Origin of the sequence: Plantactinospora soyae (assembly GCF_014874095.1) — a bacterium.
Taxonomy (GTDB): domain Bacteria; phylum Actinomycetota; class Actinomycetes; order Mycobacteriales; family Micromonosporaceae; genus Plantactinospora; species Plantactinospora soyae.
The window spans coordinates 9,054,972-9,081,638 of sequence record NZ_JADBEB010000001.1 but is presented as its reverse complement, the minus strand read 5'-3'; the positions used below and the strand labels follow the sequence as shown (position 1 = coordinate 9,081,638).

The window sequence follows — 26,667 nt, the reverse complement described above, 5'->3', positions numbered from 1 at the left end:
CTGTGCCGAGCGCGGTTGCCGTGACCGACCGGCTCGATATGGCGCTGCTGATCGGCGCCGCGGTGCTGCTCGTCGCCGTCGGGGCCGTCCGGCTGTCGACCCGGCTCGGACTACCCAGCCTGCTGGTCTATCTCGCGCTCGGGGTGGCCATCGGTGAATCCGGGTTAGGGATCCGGTTCGACGATGCCGAACTGACCCGCGCCCTCGGCTTCTGCGCGCTGATCGTGATCATCGCCGAGGGGGGACTGACCTCGCGGTGGACCGCCGTGCGGCCGGTACTCGGGATCGCCGCCACGCTGGCCACGGTCGGTGTGGTGGTCAGCATCGCGGTGGTCGGCGTGGTGGTCCACTTCCTGCTCGGGCTGGACTGGCGGCTCGCCCTGCTCTACGGCGCGGTGCTCTCCTCCACCGACGCGGCGGCGGTCTTCGCCACCCTGCGCTGGCTCCGGCTGCCACCCCGGCTGGTGGCGACGCTGGAGGCCGAGTCCGGGATGAACGACGCCCCGGCGGTGCTGCTGGTCGTCCTCCTCTCCACCTCCGGGCTCGGCGCGCACCCCTGGTGGTACGAGGTACTGGTGCTCGGTTACGAACTGAGCCTCGGCACGGTGCTCGGCTTCGGTGTGGGAATGCTCGGGCGCTGGACGTTGCGCCGGGCCGCCCTGCCGTCGTCCGGGCTCTATCCGATCGCCGCGGTCGGGCTCACCGTGCTCGCGTACGGCGCCGCCACCGTGCTGCACGCGTCCGGATTCATCGCCGTCTACGTGGCCGGGGTGGTGCTGGGCAACTCCCGGTTGCCGCACCGGCAGGCGATTCTCGGGTTCGCCGACGGGTTGGCCTGGCTCGCCCAGATCGGCCTGTTCGTGCTGCTCGGCCTGCTCAGCGTGCCGGGTCGACTGGTGGACGCCCTGTTGCCGGCGGTGGTCGCCGGGCTGGCGCTGCTCTTCCTGGCCCGGCCGCTGTCGGTGGTGTTCTGCGCTCTCGGGTTCCGGGTCCCGGCCCGGCAACAGGCGTTCCTGTCCTGGGCGGGGCTGCGCGGGGCCGTGCCGATCGTGCTGGCCACGATCCCGCTCTCGGAGAACCTGCCGGGCGCCGAGCAACTCTTCGACACGGTCTTCGTACTGGTGGTGATCTTCACGTTGGTGCAGGCCGGCACCCTCGGTCCGGTGGCCCGCCGGCTGGGGATCACCGCCCCGGCGGAGTTGACGGAACTGCGGGTGGAGACGGCTCCGCTGGAGCGGATGCAGGCGGACCTGTTGCAGTTGGAGATTCCGCCCGGTTCCCGGCTGGTCGGCGTACACCTCGACGAACTGCGGTTGCCGGTCGGCGCCTCGGTGACGTTGGTCTCCCGGGACGGCGTCGGGTTCGTGCCGGCGCCGGACACCCGGTTGAAGGTCGGGGACAGCGTGTTGATCGTGGCGACCGCGCGGGTTCGGGACGACGTCGAGCGTCGGCTGCGGGCGGTCAGCCGGCGCGGGCGGCTGGCGCGCTGGTTTGGGGAGTCCGGCGACGATCGCGACAAATAATGCTACCGTTCCTTTTGCCCGGTTTGTGGTTTATTACGGGCTGAAATGCGTCACATCGGTGCGGCATGTTGTCGGACGTCTGTACGTTCCGTATTCTTGCCAACCTCCGGAGTGCGCGGCGTCCCGCCGCGCCCGTTTTGCAATTGGGGGCAAAGCCGTGGGCGAGCGGGCGAAGGTCGGGGGTGAGACACCCGGAAGGTCGGGTTTGTCGCTCAGGGCCCCGCAGGCCCGACCACCGGTCGGCGTCCCGCGACGGCGACACCCGGCGACCCAGCGGCCCGGCGACGGCGCCGTCCGCTGTCGACGCCACCCCGCCGGTCGCACCCGCCGGAGCGACCGGACCGAACAGGATCACTCGATCCGCCGCCGGGGCACCGGAGCATCCTGTCCAGGCACGGCCGATCGCCGCGGAGTCCGCGGCCTAGGGAGCGACGATGGCTAAGCCAGCCGAGACCAGGACCGCCGCCGGCCGTAAGTCGGCATCGAAGGCCGCACCGAAGGCCGCGCCGAGGACCGCCCGCAGCGCCGCGGAGACCGAGAAGATCCGGGCCGCCCTGGCGGCCCGCCGCGACGAACTGCGCGGCGAGTACGATCAGACGTTGAGCGAGATCACCGAGCTGCAGCGCGACCGGTTGACCGACTCGGCCGGGGACGACCAGGCCGACACCGGCACCAAGACGTTCGAGCGGGAGCAGGAGATCACCCTCGCCAACAGCATCCTGGAACGCATCACTCAGGTGGAGCGGGCCCTGGAGCGGCTTGACGAGGGCAGCTACGGCTGGTGCGAGCGGTGCGGCAATCCGATCCCGGTGGAGCGGCTCGCCGCGTTCCCATCCGCCACGCTGTGCGTCTCGTGCAAGCAGTTGGAGGAGCGCCGGTGAGCCCAGCCGGGTCGTGAACGGAGAGAGGGACCCCTGCTGAACATCGACGACGAGCGGACGACCGAGGCAGGGCCCATCGGCTCGTCCCCGGATCGGCCGACCCCCGGGCGCGCGCGGCGGATCGCCGTCACCATCCTGCTGGCCACCGCCGTACTGGCCTGGCTCGCCGACCTCGGTACGAAGCACCTGGCCCTGGCGGAACTCTCCGACCGGGAACCGGTACGCCTGCTCGGCGGCGCCGTGTACCTGACGCTCACCCGCAACAGCGGGGCGGCGTTCAGTCTCGCCTCCGATCACACCTGGGTGTTCCCACTGGTCACCGCCGTGGTGATCGGTTGGATCGGTTGGATGGCCGCCCGGCTGCGCTCGCTGCCCTGGGCGATCTCACTGGGCCTGGTACTCGGCGGCGCCCTCGGCAACCTGACCGACCGGATCTTCCGGGCTCCCGGGGTGTTCGTCGGGCACGTGGTCGACATGGTCAGCCTGTTCGACCCGTACGGGCAGGTCTGGCCGATCTTCAACCTCGCGGACAGCGCTCTGGTCAGCGGTGTCGTCCTGGCGGTGCTGCTGGAACTCACCGGCCGCCAGCGCGACGGCACCCGGCTCCGGGCCCGGCCCAAGGCGGCCGACCCGGCCACCGGTCCGGACGACGAACCGAAGGCCGACGCCACGGCCGAGACCGAGCGGCAGGACCGGGCATGACCTCGACCTACGGCGCCGGCCAACTCCGGCCCACCGGAGACGTCCGGTCCCTGCCCGTGCCGGACGGACTCGACGGCATGCGGCTGGACCAGGCGGTCTCCCGGCTCTTCGGCCTCTCCCGCACCACGGCGGCGGCGCTGGTCGAGGCCGGCGACGCGCTCGTCGACGGTGTAGCCCGACTCAAGTCCGAGCGGGTCTCCGCCGGATCGTGGCTGGAGGTGGTGCTGCCCGCACCGGCCGCGGCGCCGACGGTCATCGCCGAGACGGTGCCGGGGCTGCGGATCGTCTACTCCGACGACGACATCGTGGTGGTCGACAAGCCGGTTGGCGTGGCCGCACATCCGAGTCCGGGTTGGTCCGGGCCGACGGTGATCGGCGGGCTCGCCGCGCTCGGGCACACCATCGCGACCAGTGGCGCGGCCGAGCGGCAGGGGATCGTGCACCGGCTCGACGTCGGCACCACCGGCGTGATGGTGGTGGCCAAGAGCGAGCAGGCGTACAGCCTCCTCAAACGGGCCTTCAAGGCCCGGGAGGTGGAGAAGCGGTACCACGCGGTGGTCCAGGGCCATCTCGACCCGCTGCGCGGGACGGTGGACGCCCCGATCGACCGCCATCCGCACCACGACTACCGCTGGGCGGTGGTGGCGGGTGGCAAACCCAGCATCACCCACTACGACACCCTGGAGGCGTTTCCGGCGGCGAGCCTGCTCGACGTACGGCTGGAGACCGGCCGGACCCACCAGATCCGGGTGCACCTCTCCACCCTGCGGCATCCCTGTGTCGGCGATCTGACATACGGGGCCGATCCCACCCTGTCGGCCCGGCTCGGCCTTGCCCGACAGTGGTTGCACGCCCACGAGTTGGCCTTCGAGCACCCCCGTACGGCCGAGCAGGTTCGGTTCGTCAGCGACTACCCTGACGACCTGGAAGTTGCGCTTCGCAAACTGCGCGACTGACCGACCGTCAGCGGTTACCCGACGAGGGGGAGTTTCGCCCGTGCGCCCCGGCGACCTGTTGCGACAGTTGGACCGGCAACTGTTGCCGCCCCTGGCCCGTGGGATGGCCCGGCTCGGGCACGGCAGGCTGCGGCTCCGGCTGCTGACCACCGTCGCGCTGCTCAGTTCGGCCGCCGTACTCGTCACGGCGGTGTGGGCTGCCGATCGGCGGCCGGCCGTCGACCAGACCGTCGGCGAGGTGACCCGGGTCGGGGTGACGCAGGGCCAGTCCATTCCGGGCTACGTCGAGTCCAGCCGGGGAGAGCTGCGGGCCCTGCTCGCCGCCGGACCGGACGAGTCGAGCCGGCAGACGTACGCCCTGGTGACCATGTCGGCGTACCTGGCGCCGGACCGGTTGACCCCGGTGTTGACCGGGGTCTCGGTCTCCGAGGTCTTCAGCCGGTTGTGGCGGCCGGGTACCCAGACCCAGATCGTGCGTATTCCGGCGTTCCGCATCCCCGAGGACGTGGTCGCCGGGATGCTGCGGGTCGCCGAGCGCAAGGACCAGGAGGTCCGGGACTACCAGGAGCGGGGCGCCGCCGTGATCGGGGACGGCACACCGGAGCGGGACCTGCGGCAGTGGTACGAGAGCGGGGCCCAGGTCGCCTCGGAGGAGGCGACCGCCTACCGCGCCGGCTGCTCCTGCGTCTACGCCGCCGTGGTGCGGGGCGAGCCGGCCGCACTGGAGCGGATCGCCGCCCGATCGGAGATCCGCGCCGTCGATCCGGCCCCCGAGGTGCAGCGGTTGGACCGTACGGTCTTCACCCCGCCGCTACCGGAGCAGGTCGACGTGGTCCGCCCGCCGGCCGATGCCAGCATGCCGGCGGCCGGCGGCGGGCTGACCGGGCAACCGACCGGCCCGGGTGGGCCGGGCGCGCCGGGTGACGAGCCGGCCCGGACGACGACCACGGTTCCGTCGACCGGTGCCGCGACCGATCCGCTCCCCGAGCCGGAGGCCACCCCCGGGGTGGGCACGACCGGCCCCGACTTTCCCGATCCGCTGCCGACCGGCGAGAATCCCGTCGACCCGCCGACGTTCGAGGATCCGGAGCCGGGCCGGCCGTCGGTCGACGTGCCGTCGGCCGAGGTGCCCAGCACCACGTCGGGCCTGCCCTCCGGCCCGACGGACGGAGAACCGTGACGATGGTTACGTCCGAGGGCGACTGTTCGACGGTGGCCACGCCGACCGTGGTGGGTGCGCTCCCGATGTGGCCCGAATAGGGTTTGCTTCGTAGCCTGTCAGGGCGGGGACCGATGGTGCTGGGAGGGGCGAGCCGTGGACGGCACCGAGACCGGCTGGGGCCGGCCGGCGGAATCAGCGCCGCGCTGGCGGGCGCTGCTCGATCGGGCCCTGCACGGTGGCCGCACCGGTGAGCAGCATGTTCTCGACGAACGACCGGGCCCGGAGCAGCCGCCGGAGCCCGGCCGTGGCGCCGGGCGCGGCGCCGGCACCGGGTATCCCGGCCGGCCGGAGCGCGCCCCGGCACCCGACCCGGGCCAACCGTCCGGCCCCGGCTACCTGTCCGGGCCCGGTTACGGCGTAGCGCCCGAACATCGCCCCGAGCCCGGATACTCCGGCGAATCCCGCTACGCCGCGCTCGAGAGCGGCTACCGTCCGGATCCCGGTTTCGGCCCGGACCCCGGGCGGACGCCCTCCGCCGACCCGGGCCTTCCGGCCCGGCCGGTCGACCCCGGCTACGGCCGGCCCGATCCCGGCTACCGCCCGGAACCGGGCTACCGGCTCGATCCCGGCTTCCGGCCCGAATCCGGTTACCGGGCAGAGCCGGAGCGCCGGCCGGATTCCGGCTACCGGACCGGCCCCGAACCACGGCCCGACTCCGCGTACCAGCCGGCCCCCGGCTACCGGTCCGATCCCGGCTACCGACCCGAGCCCGGCTATCCGACGGAACCGGGCTACCCGGGCGAGTCCCGGTACGCGGCCCTCGGTACCGGCTACCAACCTCCGCCGCCGGTCGCCCCGGCCCCGCGTCCGGCTCCCCCGTCGGGTCCGCCGCCGCTGGCCCGCCGCCCGGCCCCGCCGACCATGCCCGCCCTGCCGCAGCCGGCGCTGCCACCGGCGGCACCGGGACGGTCGATCCCCGCTCCCCGCACGTCCCTGTCGCCGCCGGTGACCCCGGTACCTCCCGCGCCGCCGATGCCACCCGCCGGACAGCCGTCGATCCTGGCTCCGCCGACGACGCCGGGCGACGCGCCCGCCCCGGCGCCGCCGTCCGACGTCGGGTACGCCCAGGTGTCCCGGCGGGCCAGCGTCGAGCCCGGTTACCTGGCCAGGATCGAGCGGCAGCAACGATCGTCGAATCCCGAGGTCGAGCGCGCGATGGGCGTACTGCGACGCGACCTCGGTACGCCCCGGGTGGTCGCCTTCGCCAACCCGAAGGGCGGCGTGCACAAGACCACGGCCACCGTCCTCGCGGCGGCGACCGTGGGCAGTGTGCGCGGCCGGGGTGTGCTCGCCTGGGACGACAACGAACTGCGCGGCACGCTCGGGCTACGGGCGGGGAGCGCCCGGCACGCGCGTACGATCCGGCACCTGGTCGCCGACCTGATCGAGACCGAGGCGCTACCCGACCCACAGCTGATCGAGCGACTCGACGACTACCTGCGGCACGCCTCCGACGGGTCGTACGACGTGCTGGCCGGCGAGGAGAGCCCGCGCTTCGCCCAGCGGCTGGACGAGCACACCGTCCGCCGGGTGCTGGAACTGCTCCGCCGCACCCACGACGTCATCTGCGTGGACACCGGCAACAACGTGGAGAGTGCCAACTGGCAGACGGTGCTGCGCGCGGCCGACCAGTTGGTGGTCACCACGGTCCCCCGGGAGGACGCCGCGTTCACCGCGGACTGGATGCTCGACCTGCTGCACGAGATCGGCATGGGCGAGCTGGCCGACAACGCGGTGACCCTGCTCTCCTGCCCGACGCCGGGCCGCTCGCCGTTGCTCGACGACCTGAAGCGGCACTTCGCCACCCGGACCCGCGCGGTCGCCGTGGTGCCGTACGACCCGGCGCTGGAGACCGGCTCGTCCATCGAGTACGGCCATCTCCAGCAGGAGACCCGGGACGCCTGGCTCCAGGCGGCGTCCATGATGATCGAGCCCTTCGCCCGCTGACCGCCGGCCGCCGGATCGGGTCGCCCGGATCGGGTCGCCCGGATCGGGTCGCCCGGATCGGGTCGGCCGGTCCCGGGTCGGCCGGTCCCGGGTCGGCCGGTCCCGGGTCGGCCGGTCCCCGGGCCGTGTCCCCGCCGAGTTCCGGGCCGTGTCGGCACCCGGACCCTGCTCACCTGCGGCGTCCCCGCCGAGTCCCGGGCCGTGTCCCCGGCCGGGTCGACCGGTTCCGGGACGCGCTTCCGGCCGGGCCGGATCGTCCCGCTGTCCGGTCCGGATCAGGGCACCGTCCGGGCCGGAACGGTGGCGTCGGTCGGCGTGTCGCGGGCGGGATGTGGGACAGCTCGCGACGGCGGGTGTGGCCCCTAGAGGCCGGACGATCCGGGGACTAGGCTCGGGGGCCGGCGGTGGCGCTTCGCCGGGGACGGTGTCCTGCCGTAGGGCATGGATCGTGCCGTTCCGGCTGCGTACGCCAGGTGCGGCGGTGGTGCCGTGGGGGATGCGTCGCTGGGTGACCGGTAGCCGCCGTCGACCGGTGGGTTGGCGGGTCGGCCGGCAGCCGCGTGAGGGAAGGGGGCCCTGGGTGTCTGACTCGTTCGTGCACCTTCATGTGCACACCGAGTACTCGATGCTCGACGGGGCGGCCCGACTCAAGGAGTTGTTCGCCGAGACGGACCGGCTCGGCATGCCGGCGCTGGCGATGACCGACCACGGCAACCTGTTCGGCGCGTACGACTTCCACAAGCAGGCCACGGCCGCCGGGGTCAGACCGATCATCGGCAGTGAGATCTATCTGACTCCGGGGACGGACCGTCGGGACCGGACCCGGGTCCGCTGGGCCGACGGCGGCGAGAACGACGTCTCCGGCGGTGGCGCGTACACCCACATGACGATGCTGGCGGCGGACGCCGAGGGGCTGCGGAACCTGTTCCGGTTGCAGTCCCGGTCGAGCCTGGAGGGCTACTTCTACAAGCCGCGCGCCGACCGGGAACTGCTGCACGAGTACGGCAAGGGCATCATCGCCACCACCGGCTGCCCGTCCGGCGAGGTGCAGACCTGGCTGCGGATCGGCAACTTCGAGAAGGCGTGCGAGTCGGCGTCGGAGTTCCGGGACATCTTCGGGGCGGACAACTACTACCTCGAGGTGATGGACCACGGGCTCGACATCGAGACCCGGATCCGGCAGGACCTGATCCGGCTGGGCAAGAAGCTCAACCTGAAGCCGGTGGCCACCAACGACCTGCACTACACGTACGCCAAGGACGCGGACGCGCACGAGGTGCTGCTCTGCGTGCAGTCCGGGTCGACGATGGCCGACCCGAAGCGGTTCAGGTTCGACGCCCGGGACTTCTATCTGAAGTCGCCGGCCGAGATGCGCGCACTCTGGGACGCCGAGGTCCCCGGGGCCTGCGACAACACCCTGGAGATCGCCGAGAAGATCGGCGACTACTCGACGGTGTTCGCCTCGCGCAACCTGATGCCGCAGTTCCCGATCCCGGCCGGGGAGACCGAGGAGACGTACCTCCGCAAGGAGGTGCTGCGCGGGCTGGAGCGGCGGTTCCCGGGCGGCATTCCGGAGGACCGCCGCAAGCAGGCCGAGTACGAGCTCGACGTGATCATCACGATGGGCTTTCCGGGCTACTTCCTGGTCACCGCCGACCTCATCGCGTACGCCAAGCGGGAGGGGATCCGGGTCGGACCGGGCCGTGGCTCGGCGGCCGGCGCGCTGATCGCGTACGCGCTGGGCATCACCGAACTGGACCCGATGGCGCACGGCCTGCTCTTCGAGCGGTTCCTCAACCCCGACCGCGTCTCGATGCCCGACATCGACATGGACTTCGACGAGCGTCGGCGCGGTGACATGATCCGCTACGCCACCGAGAAGTACGGCGAGGCGCGGGTCGCGCAGATCATTACGTACGGCACGATCAAGGCGAAGGCGGCGATCAAGGACGCGGCCCGGGTCCTCGGCTACCCGTTCGCGATGGGTGACCGGATCACCAAGGCGATGCCCCCGGCGGTGATGGGCAAGGACATCCCGCTCGGCGGCATCTTCGACCCGAACCACCAGCGTTACCAGGAGGCGGCCGAGTTCCGCCAGCTCTACGACGGTGACGCCGAGGTGGCGAAGATCGTCGACACCGCCAAGGGGCTGGAGGGGCTCAAGCGGCAGTGGGGCGTACACGCGGCCGGCGTCATCCTGTCCCGGGACCCGCTGCTCGACGTGCTGCCGATCCACAAGCGCGAGCAGGACGGCTCGATCATCACCCAGTGGGACATGGGTGCCTGCGAGACCATCGGCCTGCTCAAGATGGACTTCCTGGGCCTGCGCAACCTGACCATCATGGACGACGCGCTGGACGCCATCCGGGACAACCGGGGGATCGACCTGGTCCTGGAGGACCTGCCGCTGGACGACAAGGCGACGTACGCCCTGCTCGGCCGGGGCGACACCCTCGGGGTGTTCCAGTTCGACGGCGGCCCGATGCGGGCCCTGCTCCGCTCGATGGCACCGGACAACTTCGAGGACATCTCGGCCGTCGGCGCGCTCTACCGGCCCGGCCCGATGGGCGCCAACGCGCACAACGAGTACGCCGACCGGAAGAACAACCGCAAGCCGGTGGTGCCGATCCACCCCGAGCTGGCCGAGTCCCTCTCCGAGATCCTGGGCGACACCTACGGGCTGATCGTCTACCAGGAGCAGGTGATGGCGATCGCCCAGAAGGTCGCCGGGTACACCCTCGGCGCCGCGGACCTGCTCCGCCGGGCGATGGGCAAGAAGAAGAAGGAGATCCTCGACAAGGAGTTCAAGCCGTTCGCCGCCGGCATGAAGGCCAACAACTACAGCGACGCGGCGATCAAGACGCTCTGGGACATCCTGGTCCCGTTCTCCGACTACGCCTTCAACAAGGCGCACAGTGCCGCGTACGGGGTGGTCTCCTACTGGACCGCCTACCTGAAGGCCAACTTCCCGGCCGAGTACATGAGCGCGCTGCTGACCTCGGTCGGCGACGACAAGGACAAGTCGGCGGTCTACCTCGCCGAGTGCCGGCGGATGGGCATCAAGGTGCTGCCGCCGGACGTCAACGAGTCCAACGCCCGGTTCGCCGCCGTCGGCACCGACATCCGGTTCGGGCTGGCCGCCGTCCGCAACGTCGGCACGAACGTGGTCGAGTCGATCCGCCGCTCCCGCAAGGAGAAGGGCCGGTTCACCGACTTCTACGACTACCTGCGCAAGGTCGACGCCGTCGCCTGCAACAAGAAGACGATGGAATCGCTGATCAAGGCCGGCGCCTACGACTCGCTCGGGCACACCCGCAAGGGGCTGCTCGCCGTACACACCGACGCGATCGACTCGTTCATCGCGCTGAAGCGCAACGAGGCGGTCGGCCAGTACGACCTGTTCGGCGACGCCTTCGGTGGCGGTGGCGACGGTGGTGCCGGCGGCGGCATGGTGGTCACCCCGCCGATCCCGACCACGGAGTGGGACAAGACCGACCTGCTCACCTTCGAACGGGAGATGCTCGGCCTCTACGTCTCCGACCATCCGCTGTTCGGCGTGGAGCACGTCCTCGCCGCCGCCGCGGACATGTCCATCGCCACGCTCGCCGAGGAGGGCGCGGTCAGCGACGGTGCGGTGGTGAACCTGGCCGGCATCCTCTCCGGGGTCCAGCGACGGATCACCAAGCAGGGCCGGGCCTGGGCGTCGGCCACCCTGGAGGACCTCGGCGGGGCGGTCGAGGTGCTGTTCTTCCCGAACACCTACGAACTGGTCGGCCAGTACATCGCCGAGGACGCGATCGTCGTCGTCAAGGGCCGGGTCGACCGCCGGGACGATCAGCCCCGGATGATGGCCATGGACCTCTCCATGCCGGAGATCACCGCCGCCGACGAGGTCAAGCCGATCGTCCTCGCCCTTCCGCCGTCCCGCTGCACCCCACCTCTGGTCGAACGACTCCGCGAGGTGCTGACCAGCCATCCCGGCTCGGCCGAGGTGCACGTCAAACTGATCAACGGCTCCCGGGCCACCCTGCTCCGGCTCAGCCCCCTCCGGGTGGCCCCGACCACCGCGCTGATGGCCGACCTCAAGGCCCTGCTCGGCCCCAGCGCCGTCGCCGGCTGAGGTGCAAGGAAGGGCCCCTTCCTATCGCTTTCTGTATAGGAAGGGGCCCTTCCCAACATCCGGGCTGCCGGGGCGCCCGGGTGACGGCGAGGGCTCCGGATCACCCCTGTCCTGAGCCGTTCTCCGGATCCGGGCCCCGGCCGGTCCACCCCGCCTGAGAGGATCATCCGGTGAGCCCGGCAAACTCCCATCCCGAAGGCCCGCTCGGCGATGGGGACGACGGCCGCCCCGCCGCCCCGTCGACGCCTGCCCCGACCTTTCCGGCCCCGCCGACCACCGGTGGACCGCCGGGCGGCGAGGCGGAACGACGTACCCCGGCCGGGTCCGTACCAGGGCATCCGGAACCTCCGGTCGGACCCGGCACGACTTCCGGGTCCGGAACCGATCTCGATCCGCTGGCCTGGCCCGGACCGGATCCGGCCGGCCGGCCGGACTTCGGGCACGACCCGGCCGCCGCCGGGTTCGGCGCCGCTTCCGGCGACTCCCCGGCGGGCGGCGGGCTGCTCCGGGGCCTCGCGGTCAGCGCCGTCGCGCTGCTGGTGATGATCCTGCTGGGACTCCCGCTCGGGCTGATCTGGTCGGCCCTCGCACCCGGGGTGCCGGTGGTACAGACCGACGACGGCGCGCTGCTGGCCCAGCCACAGCCGGAGGAGTTCATCGCCGCCGACGGCTGGTTCAGCCTGCTCGGCTTCGGCCTGGGGGTGTTGGCCGCGATCGCGGTGTGGCTGCTGCTGCGCCGGTACCGGGGTCCGCTCGGACTGCTGCTGGTCGTCCTCGGGATGATCGGTGCGGCGGTGCTGGCCTGGCAGGTCGGGCGGCAGATCGGCCTCTCCGGTTACGAGCGGCTGTTGCAGACCGCACCGCCCGGCGAGACGTTCTCGAAACCGCCGGACCTGCACGGCGGGCAGTTCGAGATGGTGCTCGGGTTCATTCCCCGGATCCAGGACCTGCTGGTGCCGGCGTTCGGCGCCGCCGTGATGTACACCCTGTTGGCCGGCTGGTCCCGGTATCCGGGACTGCGGCCCGAGGCCGAGCCCGCCCCGACCGTGCTCAGTTGGGACTTGCCGGTACCGCCAGGTCCGACAGCGACACCGGCACCGCCCGGACCTGACGCAGCAGAGCCGCCTCGCGGTTGAGCAGGCGCAGCTCCGCGGTCAGCCGGCCGGCGGTGTCCGGGGTGGCCAGCAGCCGCTGCCGGTCCGTCAGGGTCAGCGCGGCGGTGGCCGCCACCAGGTGCGACAGCACGGTCGGGTCGTCCGGCAGTTGCTCCGTGACCTCGTCCTCGTCGTCCCGGACCAGCGTGAGATAGCGTCGGAACACCGCCAGCACCCGGGGCGCGAGCAGATCGGCGAGCTGTTCCTGGCCGGTGGGCTCGGGCAGCCACTCCACCTCGGCGGTCAGGTACGGCGTCGACTCTTCGTCGACCTCCGCGATCCGGAACCGCCGGCGGCCCACGGTGACCACGTCCAGCCGGCCGTCGGGCAGCTCGGTCACCTGGCGGAGTTCGGCGGTGCAGCCGATCTCGTGCAGGGTCACCGGAGCGCCGTCCGGCTGCCGTGCGGAGGGCTCCGACTGCTCCGGTCGCCCCGGCGACTGCTCCGGCCCGGCGTGCCGCTCCTGGTCCGGGCCGGCGGCGACCGGGGCCGACCCGCCGCTGCGGATGGCGACGACGCCGAACTCCCGGGGCGTGCCGTCGGGCAGATTGATCAGGTGCTGCATCAGTTCGAGGTACCGGGACTCGAAGATGTGCAGCGGTAGTACCAGGCCGGGAAAGAGCACCGTCCCGAGCGGAAACACCGGCAGCCGCGCATCCACCGGTCGAGCCTAGCCCGTACCGGCCGGCAGTGAACGGACGTGGCTCGGCTCACCGTCCCGCCCGCTGGACGGGCGGCGTGGCGATCCGTGGCCGGCGAATAGACTCCCAAGGGTGTTGAACCGGATCGACCTGCGCGGAGGTTGGCGCGACCCGCGCGCGCTGCTGCCCCGTGCCCAGCTTGACGTGTCCGTCGCGGTGGACAGGATCCGCCCGATCGTGGAGGCGGTCCGCGAGCATGGGTTCGCGGCGATCCAGGACGCCACCCATCGCCTCGACGGGCTGCGGCTGGACCGGTTCCGGGTGCCGACCGAGGTGATCATGCAGGCCGAGGCGATGCTGGAGCCGGAGGTCCGGGAGGCCCTGGTAGAGAGCATCGACCGGGCCCGCCGGGTGCACGCCGACCAGCGGCGGGTCGACCTCACCACCGAGGTGGTCCCCGGCGGCACCGTCACCGAGCGGTGGATCCCGGTCGACCGCGTCGGCCTCTACGTCCCCGGCGGCCTGGCCATGTACCCGTCGACCGTGGTGATGAACGTGGTGCCGGCCCAGGCGGCCGGGGTCCGGTCGCTGGTGGTGGCGAGCCCGCCGCAGGCGGAGAACGGCGGCCTGCCCGACGCCCGGGTGCTGGCCGCCTGCGCGCTGCTCGGCGTCGACGAGGTCTACGGGGTCGGCGGCGCCCAGGCGGTGGCGATGCTGGCGTACGGCTCGTGGACCGACGCGGCGCGGAGCGAACACTGCGATCCCGTCGACATGATCACCGGACCGGGCAACATCTGGGTCACCGCGGCCAAGCGACTGCTGCGCGGTGTGGTCGGCATCGACGCCGAGGCCGGACCGACGGAGATCGCCGTACTCGCCGACGACACCGCCGATCCGGTGCACGTCGCCGCCGACCTGATCAGCCAGGCGGAGCACGATCCGCTCGCGGCGAGCGTACTGGTCACCCCGTCGGTCGAGCTGGTCGAGGCGGTGGAGCGGGAACTGCGCCGGCAGGTCCCGGAGACCAAGCACGCGGACCGGGTCGGCACGGCGCTGACCGGTCCACAGAGCGGCGCGGTGCTGGTCGACGATCTCGAAGCCGGGCTGCGGGTGGTCGACCTCTACGCCGCCGAGCACCTGGAGATCCAGACCCGGAACGCCCGCGAGTGGGCGATGCGGGTCCGGAACGCCGGGGCGATCTTCGTCGGGCCGTACGCGCCGGTGTCGCTGGGCGACTACTGCGCCGGCTCCAACCACGTGCTGCCGACCGGTGGCTGTGCCCGGCACTCCTCCGGCCTCTCGGTGCAGTCCTTCCTGCGCGGCGTCCACATCATCGAGTACGACGAGGCGGCGCTCCGGGACACCGCCCGGCACGTGGTGACCCTGGCCACCGTGGAGGACCTGCCCGCGCACGGTCAGGCGGTGCGGGTGCGGTTCGAGTCGTCGGACGGGTTCGGCTCCCCGGCCGGGGCGTCGGCGATCGAGTCGTCGGACGGGTTCGGCTCCCCGGCCGGGGCGTCGGCGATCGAGTCCCCGGGCGGGCCGTCGGCGTGACCTCGCTGGACGATCTCCCCATTCGCGACGACCTGCGCGGTCGCAGTCCGTACGGCGCACCGCAGCTCGACGTGCCGGTGCGGCTGAACACCAACGAGAACTCGTACCCGCTGCCGGAGCCGGTGGTGGAGGCGATCGGCAAGGCGGTCGCGGCCGAGCTGCGGGACCTCAACCGCTATCCGGACCGGGACGCCGTGGCGCTCCGCGCCGACCTGGCCGACTACCTGGGACACGGGCTGAGTACCGCCGACGTCTGGGCGGCGAACGGGTCGAACGAGATCCAGCAGCAACTGCTCCAGGTCTTCGGCGGTCCGGGGCGGACTGCGCTCGGCTTTACCCCGGCGTACTCGATGCATCCGCTGCTCGCCACCGGCACCGGTACCGGCTGGCGGGACGGCCACCGGGGGGCCGACTTCGGCCTGACCGCCGCCGACGCGGTGGCGCAGGTCCGCGAGCACCGGCCCGACCTGGTCTTCCTCTGTTCGCCGAACAACCCGACCGGCACCGCGCTGGATCCGGCGGTGATCGACGCGGTGCTCGCCGAGGCGCCCGGCATGGTGGTGGTGGACGAGGCGTACGCCGAGTTCGCCCGTGCCGGTACGCCGACCGCGCTGGCCCTGCTGCCCGGCCATCCCCGCCTGGTGGTGACCCGGACCATGAGTAAGGCGTTCGGCTTCGCCGGTGGGCGGCTGGGCTACCTCGCCGCCGATCCGGCGGTGGTCGACGCGGTGCAACTCGTCCGGCTGCCGTACCACCTCTCGGCGCTGACCCAGGCCGCGGCCCGGGCAGCGCTGGCCCACCGGGAAATCCTGCTCGGCACGGTGCAGGCGATCAAGGAGCAGCGGGACCGGATCGTGGCCGGCCTGCGGGCCGGCGGTCGAGCGGTGGCCGACAGCGACGCCAACTTCGTGTTGTTCGCCGTCGGCGGGGACCAGCGGGTGGCCTGGCGGGCGCTGCTCGACCGGGGTGTGCTGGTCCGCGACGTCGGGCTGCCCGGATGGCTGCGGGTCACCGCCGGCACGCCGCAGGAGACCGACGCCTTCCTGGCCGCCTTAGACTCATGGGCGACCGGTCCCGGGTCCGACCCGATCGGCCCCGGATCGGCGTCGACCCGTCCCGGGCCGGCGTCGAGCGGCCCGGAGGCGGCGTCGACCGATCCCGAACAGTGAGTCGAGCTACCCGAACAGCGAAAGGTCCTACCGTGAGCAGAACCGCCCGGGTCGAGCGGACCACGGCCGAGACCAAGGTCCTCGTCGAGTTGGATCTCGACGGCACCGGTCAGGCCGACATCATCACCGGAGTCGGCTTCTACGACCACATGCTCAACCAGATCGCCCGGCACGGCGGTTTCGACCTGACCGTGCACACGGTCGGCGATCTGGAGATCGATGCACATCACACGATCGAGGACACCTCGCTGGCCCTGGGCGCGGCCTTCGACCAGGCGCTCGGCGACAAGGCGGGCATCCGGCGGTACGGGTCGGCGACCATTCCGATGGACGAGGTGCTCGTCCGGGCCGCCGTCGACCTCTCCGGCCGGCCGTACGTGGTGCACGACGAGCCCGCGTTGGCGCCGTACATCGGGCCGGTCTATCCGACCAGCATGACCCGGCACATCTGGGAGTCGTTCGGCCAGTCGGCCCGGATGACCCTGCACGTGTCCGTGCTCCGGGCCGCCCGGCCGGGTGGGCATCCGGACGCCCACCACGTGGTGGAGGGGCAGTTCAAGGCGGTGGCCCGGGCGCTGCGCGAGGCCGTGGCGATCGACGCCCGGTCGGCCGGCGCGATCCCGAGCACCAAGGGACTGCTCTGATGGGCGCGGTACTGCCGGTGCTGCTGTTCGCCCTGGGCGGCGTGCTGATCGGCGGCGCCTGGTCGCTGCACCGCCAGGGTGCGCCCCGGGGCGCACTCTTGATCGTCGGCGCCCTCGCGCTGCTCGCCACCGCCGGTGGCGTGCTGTATCTGGTTCCCGGAGACGGCTGATGACCGGCTCGCCCGCCGTCCCGGGCCGGCCGCCCACCGTCGTGGTCCTGGACTACGGCTCGGGCAATCTCCGCTCCGCCCAGCGTGCCGTGGCCCGGGCCGGTGCCGAGGTCACCGTCACCGACGACCTCGCCGCGGCGGCCGGCGCGGACGGGCTGGTGGTGCCGGGGGTGGGTGCCTTCGCCGCCTGCATGGCCGGCATCGAGGCACTCCGGGCCGGTCCGGTGATCGCCGAGCGGGTCGCGGCGGGCCGTCCGGTGCTGGGCATCTGCGTCGGCATGCAGGTCCTCTTCGAGTACGGCGAGGAGCACGGCGTGGTCACCAAGGGTCTCGGGCTGCTGCCCGGCGGGGTGACCCGGCTCGCCGCCCGGCGGGTGCCGCACATGGGCTGGAACACCGTCGCGCCGTCGCCCGGAACGCGGCTCTTCGCGGACCTGCCCTCCGGGGCCCGCTTCTACTTCGTGCACTCGTACGCCTCGACCGACACGGCGGTACTGGCCGAGGCCGGTGCGCTGGCGACGACGGCCGAGCACGAGTCGCGGTTTGTCGCGGCGGTGGAGCGGGGGCCGTTGTCGGCCGCCCAGTTCCATCCCGAGAAGTCCGGCGAGACGGGCCGGATCCTGCTCCGCAACTGGCTGGCCACGCTGTGAGCGCGGACCCGTCCGGGGCGGTCCGGTGAGCAAGGAACGAGCCAGGCGCCGGGCGGTACGGCTGGCCGAGGCAGAGCGGGATCGGGCCGTGCGGGCCCGTGCGGTGTCCCGTCGCCAGCGTCGGCGGGCGCTGCTGCGCCGGCTCACGCCCCGGCTGCCCGACCGGCGTACCGGGCGGATCTTCGTCCGGCGCAGCCGGGGCGAGCGGGCCGGGGTGGTCGTACTCTCGTTGACGGCGCTGGCGGTCATCTGGCTGCTGGTCGACGACCTGGCCCTGCGTCTCGGGTTGATCGCGCTGCTGCTGCTGGTGCTGCCGGCGGTCGTGGTGATCGCCCTGGGCCGGCGGACCTGACGCCGGAGGACGAACCGAAGTGCCGGGCCGGCGGACCCGAACGCCGGACCGACCGACCCGAGTGCTGGGACGGCGAGCCTGATCGCTGGACCGGACGACATCCGATCCGACAACCGCGCCAGCCGACCGAGGAGAACACCTTGAGCCTGACCCTGCTTCCCGCCGTCGACGTCGCGGACGGCCAGGCCGTCCGTCTGATCCAGGGCGCCGCCGGCAGCGAGACGAGCTACGGCGACCCGTTGGAGGCGGCGCTGGCCTGGCAGCGCGACGGTGCCGACTGGATTCACCTGGTCGACCTCGACGCCGCGTTCGGCCGGGGCTCGAACGCGCACCTGCTCGCCGACGTGGTCCGCCGGATCGACGTCCGGGTGGAGCTGTCCGGTGGGATCCGCGACGACGAGTCGCTGTTGGCGGCCCTGGGCACCGGGGCGGCGCGGGTGAACATCGGCACCGCCGCGCTGGAGGACCCACTCTGGTGTGACCGGGTGCTCGGCGAGTACGGCGACCGGGTGGCGATCGGGCTGGACGTGCGCGGCCGTACCCTCTCGGCCCGGGGCTGGACCCGGGACGGCGGCGACCTGTTCGAGGTGTTGGAGCGGCTGGACAAGGCGGGCGCGACGCGGTACGTGGTGACCGACATCACCAAGGACGGCACGATGCGTGGACCGAACCTGGAGCTGCTGCGAGAGGTCTGTGCCCGTACCGACGCCCCGGTGATCGCCTCCGGCGGCGTATCCACACTGGACGACCTGCGGTCGCTCGCCGCACTGGAGCCGATCGGGGTCGAGGGCGTGATCGCCGGCAAGGCGCTCTACGCCGGGGCGTTCACCGTCGCGCAGGCTCTCGCCGTACTGGCGCAGCCCTGACGCTGGTCGGGTGCGACGCTGGCCGGGTGCGACGCGGTCCGGAGCACAGCTGAGGGACTGGTCACCTGATCATCCGGGTGCCTGGTCGAGGGCGGTGCCGAGGCGTATCTTGGGCCGACCGGCCAGCACGGCCGGCGGGGCCCGGCCAGCCAGGTTGCCGGCCGGCCCCGGCCCAGTCAGGCCCCGGCCGGCACGTGGCGACCGGTGCCGGAAGGAGACGTGAGCGACAATGCGGGTGCTCTACACCGCCCAGGCCCGTGCCACCGGCGAGGGTCGGGAGGGTCACGTCGCCACCTCGGACGGCATCCTCGCGCTCGACCTCGCCGTTCCCAAGGAGATGGGTGGCGAGGGCGGTGCGACCAATCCGGAGCAGCTCTTCGCCGCCGGCTACGCGGCGTGTTTCCACTCGGCGCTGCGACGGCTGGCCGGGCGGACCGGGGTCGACCTCGCCGGCTCCAGCGTCAGTGCGCAGGTGGGGATAGGCCGCGCCGACACCGGTGGTTTCGGCCTGGCCGTCACGCTCACCGTCGACGTACCCGGAGTCGACCGGGACGTGGTGCGCGAGCTGACGGCGAAGGCGCACGAGCTGTGCCCGTACTCCAACGCGGTGCGGGGCAACGTCGAGGTGACCCTGGCGGTGGCGGGGGACGGGCAGGGGTGAACGGCCCCGCTCCGGGTCCGTCCCGCCGGCTGGATTCGTCCTGCGCTCCGTCGGCGGCGCTGGCTAGGCTCGCCGTATGACGGTGGCGGTACGGGTGATTCCCTGTCTGGACGTGGACGCCGGTCGGGTGGTCAAGGGGGTCAACTTCGTCGACCTGCGGGACGCGGGTGACCCGGTCGAGCTGGCGGCGGCGTACGACGAGGCCGGCGCCGACGAGCTGACCTTCCTCGACGTCACGGCCTCGTCCGACGATCGCGGCACCATGCTCGACGTGGTACGCCGCACCGCCGAGTCGGTGTTCATCCCGCTCACCGTCGGCGGGGGAGTGCGACAGGTCGCCGACGTCGACGTGCTGTTGCGGGCCGGCGCCGACAAGGTGGGGGTGAACACCGCCGCGATCGCCCGGCCGGAGCTGATCGCCGAGATCGCCGAGCGGTTCGGGCGGCAGGTGCTGGTGCTCTCGCTCGATGTCCGGCGGACTCCGGCGGGCACCTCCACCCGCAGCGGGTTCGAGGTGACGACGCACGGCGGCCGGCGTGGCACGGGCATCGACGCGGTCGACTGGGCGGCCCGGGTCGCCGAGTTGGGCGCCGGGGAGATCCTGCTGAACTCGATGGACGCGGACGGCACCAAGGCCGGGTTCGACCTGGAGCTGATCGGCGCGGTCCGGCAGGTTGTCGACGTGCCGGTGGTGGCCAGTGGCGGCGCCGGGGCGGTGGCGCACTTCGCGCCGGCGGTCACGGCCGGCGCGGACGCGGTCCTCGCGGCCAGCGTCTTCCACTTCGGCGAGCTGAGCGTCGGCGAGGTCAAGGGCGCGCTACAGGCCGCCGGACATCCGGTCCGCTGACCGGTCACCCGGGACCCGTCGAGGTCCCTGGCGGCCGGTCAGGAACCGTTCTCCGGGGAGCGGCGAGATCCCCGGCGGCCGGTCAGGAACCGTTCTCCGGGGAGCGGCGCGGCATCGGCAGGGTGAACCGGGCGGCGTACTCCTGGACCGCGGCGGCGTGCTCGTCCTCGCCGAGTTCCCAGTCGTGACTGCCCGGGGCGTGCCGGCGGGTCAGCACCCCGTGCACCGTCTCCACGGTGGTGGCGAGGCCGCCGTGCGGGCGGGTCCGCCACAACTGCTCTCCGGCCGTGGTGACCCGGAACCAACCGTCCGCGACCGTGATCAGTCCCGCGCCGACCAGGCGGCGCACGGCGGCCTCGATCTCGTGCCGGGCCGGGATGGCCCGGTTGAGATGGTCGGCCGTGGACAGCACGTCGGCGAGCCGGACGCCTTCCGGTCGCCGCGTGCTGCTCGAACGTCGGTGGCGACCGGCGCCGCCCGCGATGATCAGCGATACGAAGATCCAGGCGTCGGACCATCGCCAGCCCTCATCCCCCATGGGGGAAATGATGCCGTGCGACGCGGGCCGACGGAACCGTTGGCCACCCGTTCATTCCGGCGAACCCCGGCCACCCGCCCTCCACGTGGGACGATCCGGTCCAGATCGACGATCTTTTTCAGCGGACCGGTGCAGTTCGGGCGTCCGGTCCGGCCGGCTCCACGGCCCGGCTGTCGGATTCCGGTCCTCGGGCGGCCGACTGTCCGATCCCGGTCTCCGGCGTCGCCCGGGGTCCCGTCGGCGGCACCGGCCCGGCGGCGACGGGACGTACGGTGAACATCGGAATGAAGACGTGCGTGAGCGGACCGATGGCGAGCGCGTACGCCACCGTGCCGATCCCCACCTTTCCGCCGAGCACGAAGCCGATCGCGAGAACGGTCACCTCGACGACCGTCCGGACCAGTCGGATGGACCGGTGCGGCCGGCGGGCGACGTACCCGGTCACCAGGCCGTCACGCGGTCCGGGGCCGAATCGGGCGCCGATGTACAGGCCGGTCGCCACGCCGTTGAGCAGGATGCCGGCGACGACGAAGCCGATCCGGGCGGGCAGCGAGCCGACGGTCGGCAGGACCGCCAGTACGAGGTCGACGGCCAGGCCGATCACGACGACGTTGCTCAGCGTGCCCAGGCCGGGGCGTTGGCGCAGCGGGATCCACAGCAGCAGGACGAGCGCGCCGACGGCGATGGTGACGGTGCCGATCGACGCGCCGGTGAGCCTGGACAGCCCCTGGTGGAAGACGTCCCAGGGATCGAGCCCGAGCGTTGATTCGATCATCAACGCCATGCTGACCCCGTAGAGCGCCAGACCGACGTAGAGCTGCCCGAGTCGCCGGACGAGCCGGTCACCGCTGTTGCCAATCATTGCCATGCGTGCCACTCTGAGGGCCAATCCAGGATGTACGAAGGGCCAATCGAGGGGAAGTGGCTGTGACTAACCTCGTTCGGGGTCCACAGTTGGGCCGGATGCTCGGCCAGTGGCATGCCCTTCCGGGCCGGCGGCGGAGCCCCGACTACATCGCGCTGGCCGGTGCGGTACGCGGACTGCTCGCCGACGGACGGCTACCGCTCGGGGTACGCCTACCGGCCGAGCGGGAACTGGCCGAGGCGCTGCGGGTGAGCCGGACCACGGTCACCGCCGCCTACCGCGAACTGCGCGAGACCGGTCATCTGAAGAGTCGCCGGGGTGCCGGCAGTTGGACGACGCTGCCGGGCGGACACCGGGTGGCCAGTTCCGGGCTGTGGACGCCGCAGGACGATCTGGACATGATCGACCTCGGTTGTGCCGCGCTGGCGGCCCCGGCCGAACTGGGCGGGGCGGCCCGGGGCGCCGCCGAGGACCTGCCGCGCTATCTCGGCGGTGCCGGATACCACCCGACCGGGATCGTCGAGCTCCGCGCGGCGGTGGCCCGGTCGTACACCGACCGTGGCCTGACCACCAGCCCCGAGCAGATCATGGTGACCAACGGGGTGCAGCACGCGCTGGACCTCGTGCTCCGGCTCGTCCTGCCGCCCGGGGCCGGCGTCCTCGTCGAGTCGCCGACCTATCCCAACGCGCTGGCCGCGTTCGCCGCGCGTCGGGCCCGGATCAGCACCCACGGGCTCTCCACCGAGCGCGCGGGCTGGGACGCCGACCTGCTGCTCGGCAGCCTGCGGCAGACGCGCCCCCGGCTGGCGTACCTGATCCCGGAGTTCCAGAATCCCACCGGCCACCTGATGCCGACCGAGTTGCGCGAGCGGGTGGTGGCCACCGCGCACGCCAGCGGTACCGACCTGGTCGTCGACGAGTCCTTCGTGGATCTGGCACTGGACGGCACCGAGATGCCGCCGCCGACCGCCGTCTTCGACCGGCACTCCCGGGTGGTCACGATCGGCGGGATGAGCAAGCCGTACTGGGGCGGATTGCGGATCGGCTGGATCCGTGCCTCGGCTCCCCAGGTGCAGCGGCTGGCCGCGACGCGGGTCGGGGTCGACATGGCCGGTCCGGTGCTGGACCAACTGGTCGCGGTGCGGCTGCTCGCCGACGCCGACGCGATCGTGGCGGCCCGGCGCAGGCAGTTGGCCACGCAGCGGGACGCCCTGTTGGCCGCCCTGCGCGACGAACTTCCCAGCTGGCGGGTCCGCACCCCGCTCGGCGGGGTCACCCTCTGGGCGGAGCTGGACGGACCGATCGCCAGCGCGCTCGCCCGGGCGGCGGAGGAGGTCGGGGTACGGCTCGCGCCCGGCCCACGGTTCGGCCTGGACGGCACGCTGGAGCGTTTTCTCCGGCTCCCGTTCACCCTTCCCGCCACCGAACTGACCGAGGCGGTACGCCGGATCGCGGCGGTCCGCTACGACATCGACCGGGCGGAACGCTCGCTGTGGCGCGAGCCGGTGGTCATCGCCTGACCGCCGGCCCGCGCATCGGAACACCGCGAGGGTCGGCGTCCTCGGCGGAGCCACCGGTGTCCCCGGAAGACTGGAGAGTCGAACCCGCATGGGCATGATTGACAAGATCGCCTGGATCCGCCTGGAGGACGGTCGGATTCTCAGTTCGCGATCGCACGGCAAGGACGTCTACTTCCTTCCCGGCGGCAAGCGGGAGCCGGGCGAAACCGACGTCGAGACGCTGGTACGCGAGATCGAAGAGGAACTGAGTGTCGCCATCGCCGCCGACAGCGCCCGACATCTCGGCACCTTCCGGGCCCAGGCGTACGGGCATCCGGCCGGAACGATAGTCCGGATGACCTGCTACACGGCGGACTATCACGGCGAACTGCGACCGAGTAACGAGGTTGCCGAGATCGTCTGGCTGACCCACGCCGACCGGCACCGCGTCTCCCCGGTCGACCAGGTCATCTTCGACCATCTCCACGACGCGGGCAGCCTCGGCTGAGGCTGTCGGTGGCACCGGTGGCCCGGCGAAACCCGCCGTGGCCACGGGTCAGGCCGGGTAGCCGCTTCCGGAGAGCAGGGCGAGGTCCGACAGGCGCAGCCGAGTCGCCCGGGGTGCCGCCAGGGCCGCCCAGATGACCTTGCCGTCCGTACCCCGCAGCACGCCCCAGTTGGCGACGGACCGGGCTACCAGGGCCAGACCGCGTCCCCGGAGGGCGATTTCCTGTCGCGGATCGGCGTCGCCATCGTCCGCACCCTTGTGGTCGATCGCCGGTACCGCGTGGTGCCGGTCCGCGACCGCGATCCGGAGGTGCTGCCGGTGGTGACAGATGGTCAGGTCGATATCGGTACCGGCGTGCTCCACCGCGTTCGCCATCAGCTCGGAGACGACGAGCTGGGCGTTGTCGGTCACGCCGTCCAGCCGCCACCGCTCACAGCACTCGCGGACCAGCCGGCGGGCCGTACCGACCGCACCGGGGGACGGGGTGAACCGGCGGTGGACGCGTCGGCTCGGGCCCGGAAGATGGTAGGGCCGGACCCGACTGAGCGCCTCGGTCAGCCGCGGGTAGAACCGGATCCGGGTGGTCGGCAGGCGACGGAGCAGACCGGTCAGGGTCGAGGCCGGGGCGCAGACCAGCACGGTGATGCCGCGCCGGCAGGACTCCCCGAGCACCACCAGGGCCGGCAGCAGCGCCGGCACCAGCCCGTCCGGAACGATCCGGGTGCAGTCCACCGCCACGTACGGCGGACGGTGCGCCGCGCACCGTTCGAATGCCCGCTGCAGTGCGTACGCCTGTCCCACGCTCCATCGCCCGGCCATGGTGATCACCAAGGCTCCGGTCTCGATGTGAGCTGCCACCGTGGCCGCCATTACCGGAACCCCCTCGCCCACCCGTACGCCGCCGCGATCGGCCCCGCTCTCGGCCGGTCCTTTCGCGCTCTGACCCTGGTCTTACCCCGGTGGTGGTCCGGTGAAGCCGACCAGATGTCACCTTGTCCGGCAGTAGTCGGACGGCGACGTCGGGTGCCGGCCGCCGAGGACACGAATCTCCTCGGCGGCCGGTCCGTCCGCTCAGATCTGGGCGAGGGTGCCCTGGTACATCCCGTTGATCTCCGTCGCGAAGCTGGTCTCCACGGAGCGACGCTTGATCTTCATCGACGGCGTCATCTCGCCGTCCTCGACGGTCAGGTCGCGGGACAGCACCGTGACCTTCTTGATCGTCTCCCAGCGGTTGAGCTTGTCGTTGAGCTGCTTGACGTAGTCGTCGATCATCGCGGCCACCTCGGCGGAGCCGACGATCTCGGCGTACGGCCGGCCGGCCAGGGGACCGTTCGCGGCCCAGGTCGCGATCGCGTCCGCGTCCAGGGTGAGCAACATCGTGCAGTAGTTGCGGGCCTGGCCGATCACCACTGCCTGGGAGGTGTACGGGCACAGCGCCTTGAACATGCCCTCGATCCGGGACGGCGAGACGTACTTGCCGCCGGACGTCTTGACCAGGTCCTTCTTCCGGTCGGTGATCTTCAGGAACCCGTTGTCGTCGAGCTCGCCGATGTCGCCGGTCCGGAAGAAGCCGTCCGGGGTGAACGCGTCGGCGGTCTCGGTGGGCAGGTTGTGGTAGCCGCGCATCACCGGTGCGCCACGGAGCAGGATCTCGCCGTCGGAGTCGATCTTGCACTCCAGGTCGCCGAGTGCCTTGCCGACGGTGCCGATCTTGAGGGCTCCGGGCCGGTTGACGAAGTTGCCGGCGCTGGTCTCGGTCAGGCCGTACCCCTCGGAGATGGGCAGGTTGGCCGCGGCGAAGAAGAGTGCGATGTCCTGGCTCAGGGGCGCGGACCCGGAGACGAGGACCCGGATCCGGCCGCCCAGCCGGGCCTGCAACTTGCTGAAGACCAGCTTCTCGGCGAGTCCGTAGCTGATCCGCAGTCCCGCCGAGACGGGCTTGCCGGCCTGCTCCAGCGAGACCTTCCGCTTGCCGGTCTGGACCGCCCAGGCGAAGATCTTGGCCTTGGCGCCGCCTCCGGTCTGGGCGGTGGTCACGGCCCGGTTGTAGACCTTCTCGAAGATCCGGGGTGCGCCGCACATCAGGGTCGGCTTGATCACGCCGAGCAGTTCGACGAGCTTGTCGAGCCGACCGTCGACGTAGGTGGGCATGCCCACGTGGATCACGCCGCAGAGCAGCGTCTTGCCGAACGAGTGCGACAACGGCAGCCAGAGGTACTGGAGGTCCTCGGCCCTGATCAGGCCCAGTTGCGCCTGGGCCACGCCCTCCCAGCACCAGCCGGCGTGCATCAGCTCGACGCCCTTGGGGCGGCCGGTGGTACCCGAGGTGTAGATCAGCGTCGCCAGGTGGTCCTGGTCGATCTCGGCGACCACCCGGTCGATCAGGTCGGGATCGCTCTCCAGCACGAGCGCCCCCTGCACCTCGAGATCGGCGAGGGTGAGCTGCGGCGGCGTGGCTCCCGGGTCGGCCGGCCCGTCGATCAGTACGACATGGGTCAGCGACGGAAGGTCGGCGCCGGAGATCTTGGCGGCCTGGCCGGCGTCCTCGGCGATCAGCACCCTGGACCCGGAGTCCGCGATGATGAAGGCGGTGTCCTCCGGCTCCGTGGTCGGATAGACCGTGGTGGTCGCGCCTCCGGCACACATGATTCCGAGGTCGGCGAGGATCCAGTCGAGCCGGGTGTTGGCCAGGATGGCCACCCGGTCCTCGTGGCCGACGCCGAGGCCGCGCAACCCGGCGGCGATCGCCTTCGCCCGCTGGCCGACCTGCGCCCAGCTGAGCCAGACCGGGCCGGAGTCGTCCGGCGCGGGATGGGCGAAAGCGTCCCGGTCGGGGGAGGCCGAGACACGCTTGAGAAACATGTCAGGGATGGAGCGGTAGGGGACATCGAGAGCCATGGCGGGGGCAGCCTCCGGATATCGTGGCGTGACGGCGGTCACGTTAACTCGCGGTTACCGAAGGGTATTTGGTCTGACCTCGAATCGGCTAGTCCCGTTCGGCCAGGCCGGGTGGACCGAGCCGGCGGAAGAGACCTGGTGGCGGTCCCTGGTCGATCCGAGTGGCAAACCCGGAATGACCGGATACGTCTCTAAGCTATCGGGGCGTCGGCCCAGGTCGGCCCGGCAGATCGCGCCGCCGGACCGGGGGCGGGAGTCATCGTCAACCACGGAATCGCCAACCACGGATGAGGGTCGTCA

General features: G+C 72.1%; 22 protein-coding genes and 2 pseudogenes. 19 read left to right on the top strand and 5 right to left on the bottom strand.

Annotated features, from left to right (window positions below):
* The first annotated feature begins 20 nt into the window (after positions 1–20).
* The 8 genes from H4W31_RS39585 to H4W31_RS39550 all read left to right on the top strand — a co-directional run bounded on the left by H4W31_RS39585 (position 21) and on the right by H4W31_RS39550 (position 12,487).
* Positions 21–1,523, top strand: coding sequence for a potassium/proton antiporter (locus tag H4W31_RS39585; RefSeq protein ID WP_192771266.1), 1,503 nt, complete (start codon positions 21–23; stop codon positions 1,521–1,523).
* Positions 1,524–1,957: 434 nt separating this feature from the next.
* Positions 1,958–2,404 (top strand): TraR/DksA family transcriptional regulator, encoded by a 447-nt coding sequence (locus tag H4W31_RS39580; RefSeq protein ID WP_192771265.1) that lies wholly within the window; start codon positions 1,958–1,960, stop codon positions 2,402–2,404.
* A 42-nt stretch (positions 2,405–2,446) separates the two neighbouring features.
* Positions 2,447–3,106, top strand: coding sequence for a signal peptidase II (gene lspA, locus H4W31_RS39575; RefSeq protein WP_404825745.1), 660 nt, complete (start codon positions 2,447–2,449; stop codon positions 3,104–3,106).
* Entirely contained in the window at positions 3,103–4,062 is a 960-nt protein-coding gene (locus H4W31_RS39570; RefSeq protein ID WP_192771264.1) for an RluA family pseudouridine synthase, read from the top strand. Before lspA ends, H4W31_RS39570 begins: the two co-directional genes overlap by 4 nt.
* A gap of 40 nt (positions 4,063–4,102) precedes the next feature.
* On the top strand, positions 4,103–5,242 hold the full coding sequence (locus H4W31_RS39565; protein ID WP_192771263.1) for a hypothetical protein: 1,140 nt from the start codon (positions 4,103–4,105) through the stop codon (positions 5,240–5,242).
* Between the two features lie 135 nt (positions 5,243–5,377).
* The gene (locus H4W31_RS39560; RefSeq protein WP_192771262.1) at positions 5,378–7,231 is read left to right on the top strand and encodes an AAA family ATPase; all 1,854 of its coding nucleotides are present in this window, start codon (positions 5,378–5,380) and stop codon (positions 7,229–7,231) included.
* Between the two features lie 580 nt (positions 7,232–7,811).
* Positions 7,812–11,351, top strand: coding sequence for a DNA polymerase III subunit alpha (gene dnaE, locus H4W31_RS39555; RefSeq protein ID WP_192771261.1), 3,540 nt, complete (start codon positions 7,812–7,814; stop codon positions 11,349–11,351).
* Positions 11,352–11,521: 170 nt separating this feature from the next.
* Positions 11,522–12,487 (top strand): DUF2567 domain-containing protein, encoded by a 966-nt coding sequence (locus H4W31_RS39550; RefSeq protein ID WP_318783659.1) that lies wholly within the window; start codon positions 11,522–11,524, stop codon positions 12,485–12,487.
* On the opposite strand, the gene H4W31_RS39545 is transcribed toward H4W31_RS39550, so the two are convergent.
* Positions 12,402–13,166: an LON peptidase substrate-binding domain-containing protein gene (locus tag H4W31_RS39545; RefSeq protein ID WP_192771260.1), complete on the bottom strand. Its 765-nt coding sequence runs from the start codon at positions 13,164–13,166 to the stop codon at positions 12,402–12,404. The genes H4W31_RS39550 and H4W31_RS39545 overlap by 86 nt on opposite strands.
* A 112-nt stretch (positions 13,167–13,278) precedes the next feature.
* Here H4W31_RS39545 and hisD point away from each other — a divergent pair.
* The 9 genes and pseudogenes from hisD to hisF form a co-directional block, all read left to right on the top strand.
* Positions 13,279–14,583, top strand: a pseudogene (gene hisD / locus H4W31_RS39540) (histidinol dehydrogenase); the annotation flags it as partial.
* A 113-nt stretch (positions 14,584–14,696) separates the two neighbouring features.
* Positions 14,697–15,758 (top strand): annotated as a pseudogene (locus tag H4W31_RS39535) (histidinol-phosphate transaminase); the annotation flags it as partial.
* Between the two features lie 143 nt (positions 15,759–15,901).
* Positions 15,902–16,513 carry an imidazoleglycerol-phosphate dehydratase HisB gene (gene hisB, locus H4W31_RS39530; RefSeq protein WP_192771257.1) on the top strand — a complete coding sequence of 204 codons (612 nt, stop codon included), beginning with the start codon at positions 15,902–15,904 and terminating at the stop codon, positions 16,511–16,513.
* On the top strand, positions 16,513–16,683 hold the full coding sequence (locus H4W31_RS39525; RefSeq protein ID WP_192771256.1) for a hypothetical protein: 171 nt from the start codon (positions 16,513–16,515) through the stop codon (positions 16,681–16,683). Before hisB ends, H4W31_RS39525 begins: the two co-directional genes overlap by 1 nt.
* Positions 16,683–17,333, top strand: a complete 651-nt coding sequence (hisH, locus tag H4W31_RS39520) for an imidazole glycerol phosphate synthase subunit HisH (RefSeq protein ID WP_192771255.1) — start codon at positions 16,683–16,685, stop codon at positions 17,331–17,333. The genes H4W31_RS39525 and hisH overlap by 1 nt, the downstream gene beginning before the upstream one ends.
* 25 nt (positions 17,334–17,358) lie before the next feature.
* Positions 17,359–17,685, top strand: a complete 327-nt coding sequence (locus H4W31_RS39515; protein ID WP_192771254.1) for a hypothetical protein — start codon at positions 17,359–17,361, stop codon at positions 17,683–17,685.
* A 140-nt stretch (positions 17,686–17,825) separates the two neighbouring features.
* Positions 17,826–18,551, top strand: a complete 726-nt coding sequence (gene priA, locus H4W31_RS39510; protein ID WP_192771253.1) for a bifunctional 1-(5-phosphoribosyl)-5-((5-phosphoribosylamino)methylideneamino)imidazole-4-carboxamide isomerase/phosphoribosylanthranilate isomerase PriA — start codon at positions 17,826–17,828, stop codon at positions 18,549–18,551.
* A 229-nt stretch (positions 18,552–18,780) separates the two neighbouring features.
* On the top strand, positions 18,781–19,212 hold the full coding sequence (locus tag H4W31_RS39505; RefSeq protein ID WP_192771252.1) for an organic hydroperoxide resistance protein: 432 nt from the start codon (positions 18,781–18,783) through the stop codon (positions 19,210–19,212).
* A 76-nt stretch (positions 19,213–19,288) separates the two neighbouring features.
* On the top strand, positions 19,289–20,059 hold the full coding sequence (gene hisF, locus H4W31_RS39500) for an imidazole glycerol phosphate synthase subunit HisF (RefSeq protein ID WP_192771251.1): 771 nt from the start codon (positions 19,289–19,291) through the stop codon (positions 20,057–20,059).
* Positions 20,060–20,141: 82 nt separating this feature from the next.
* On the opposite strand, the gene H4W31_RS39495 is transcribed toward hisF, so the two are convergent.
* Together H4W31_RS39495 and yczE are read right to left on the bottom strand one after the other, a co-directional pair.
* Entirely contained in the window at positions 20,142–20,597 is a 456-nt protein-coding gene (locus H4W31_RS39495) for a hypothetical protein (RefSeq protein WP_192771250.1), read from the bottom strand.
* Between the two features lie 118 nt (positions 20,598–20,715).
* Complete coding sequence (gene yczE / locus H4W31_RS39490) at positions 20,716–21,465, bottom strand: membrane protein YczE (RefSeq protein WP_225945921.1); 750 nt, start codon at positions 21,463–21,465, stop codon at positions 20,716–20,718.
* Between the two features lie 59 nt (positions 21,466–21,524).
* Here yczE and yczR point away from each other — a divergent pair, with 59 nt between their 5' ends.
* Positions 21,525–22,982 (top strand): MocR-like transcription factor YczR, encoded by a 1,458-nt coding sequence (gene yczR, locus H4W31_RS39485; protein ID WP_192771249.1) that lies wholly within the window; start codon positions 21,525–21,527, stop codon positions 22,980–22,982.
* Positions 22,983–23,070: 88 nt separating this feature from the next.
* Positions 23,071–23,469, top strand: a complete 399-nt coding sequence (locus H4W31_RS39480) for an NUDIX hydrolase (RefSeq protein ID WP_192771248.1) — start codon at positions 23,071–23,073, stop codon at positions 23,467–23,469.
* 48 nt (positions 23,470–23,517) lie between these two features.
* Here H4W31_RS39480 and H4W31_RS39475 read toward each other — a convergent pair whose 3' ends face one another.
* Together H4W31_RS39475 and H4W31_RS39470 are read right to left on the bottom strand one after the other, a co-directional pair.
* The gene (locus H4W31_RS39475) at positions 23,518–24,327 is read right to left on the bottom strand and encodes an ATP-binding protein (RefSeq protein ID WP_192771247.1); all 810 of its coding nucleotides are present in this window, start codon (positions 24,325–24,327) and stop codon (positions 23,518–23,520) included.
* Positions 24,328–24,540: 213 nt separating this feature from the next.
* On the bottom strand, positions 24,541–26,367 hold the full coding sequence (locus tag H4W31_RS39470) for an AMP-dependent synthetase/ligase (RefSeq protein WP_192771246.1): 1,827 nt from the start codon (positions 26,365–26,367) through the stop codon (positions 24,541–24,543).
* Between the last annotated feature and the right edge of the window lie 300 nt (positions 26,368–26,667).

Coding starts and splice junctions, on each gene's coding strand:
- H4W31_RS39580 (WP_192771265.1), top strand. CDS start 1,958: ATGGCTAAGCCAGCCGAGACCAGGACCGCCGCCGGCCGTAAGTCGGCA.
- H4W31_RS39570 (WP_192771264.1), top strand. CDS start 3,103: ATGACCTCGACCTACGGCGCCGGCCAACTCCGGCCCACCGGAGACGTC.
- H4W31_RS39525 (WP_192771256.1), top strand. CDS start 16,513: ATGGGCGCGGTACTGCCGGTGCTGCTGTTCGCCCTGGGCGGCGTGCTG.
- hisH (WP_192771255.1), top strand. CDS start 16,683: ATGACCGGCTCGCCCGCCGTCCCGGGCCGGCCGCCCACCGTCGTGGTC.
- H4W31_RS39505 (WP_192771252.1), top strand. CDS start 18,781: ATGCGGGTGCTCTACACCGCCCAGGCCCGTGCCACCGGCGAGGGTCGG.
- hisF (WP_192771251.1), top strand. CDS start 19,289: ATGACGGTGGCGGTACGGGTGATTCCCTGTCTGGACGTGGACGCCGGT.
- H4W31_RS39495 (WP_192771250.1), bottom strand. CDS start 20,597: ATGGGGGATGAGGGCTGGCGATGGTCCGACGCCTGGATCTTCGTATCG.
- yczE (WP_225945921.1), bottom strand. CDS start 21,465: ATGGCAATGATTGGCAACAGCGGTGACCGGCTCGTCCGGCGACTCGGG.
- H4W31_RS39480 (WP_192771248.1), top strand. CDS start 23,071: ATGGGCATGATTGACAAGATCGCCTGGATCCGCCTGGAGGACGGTCGG.
- H4W31_RS39470 (WP_192771246.1), bottom strand. CDS start 26,367: ATGGCTCTCGATGTCCCCTACCGCTCCATCCCTGACATGTTTCTCAAG.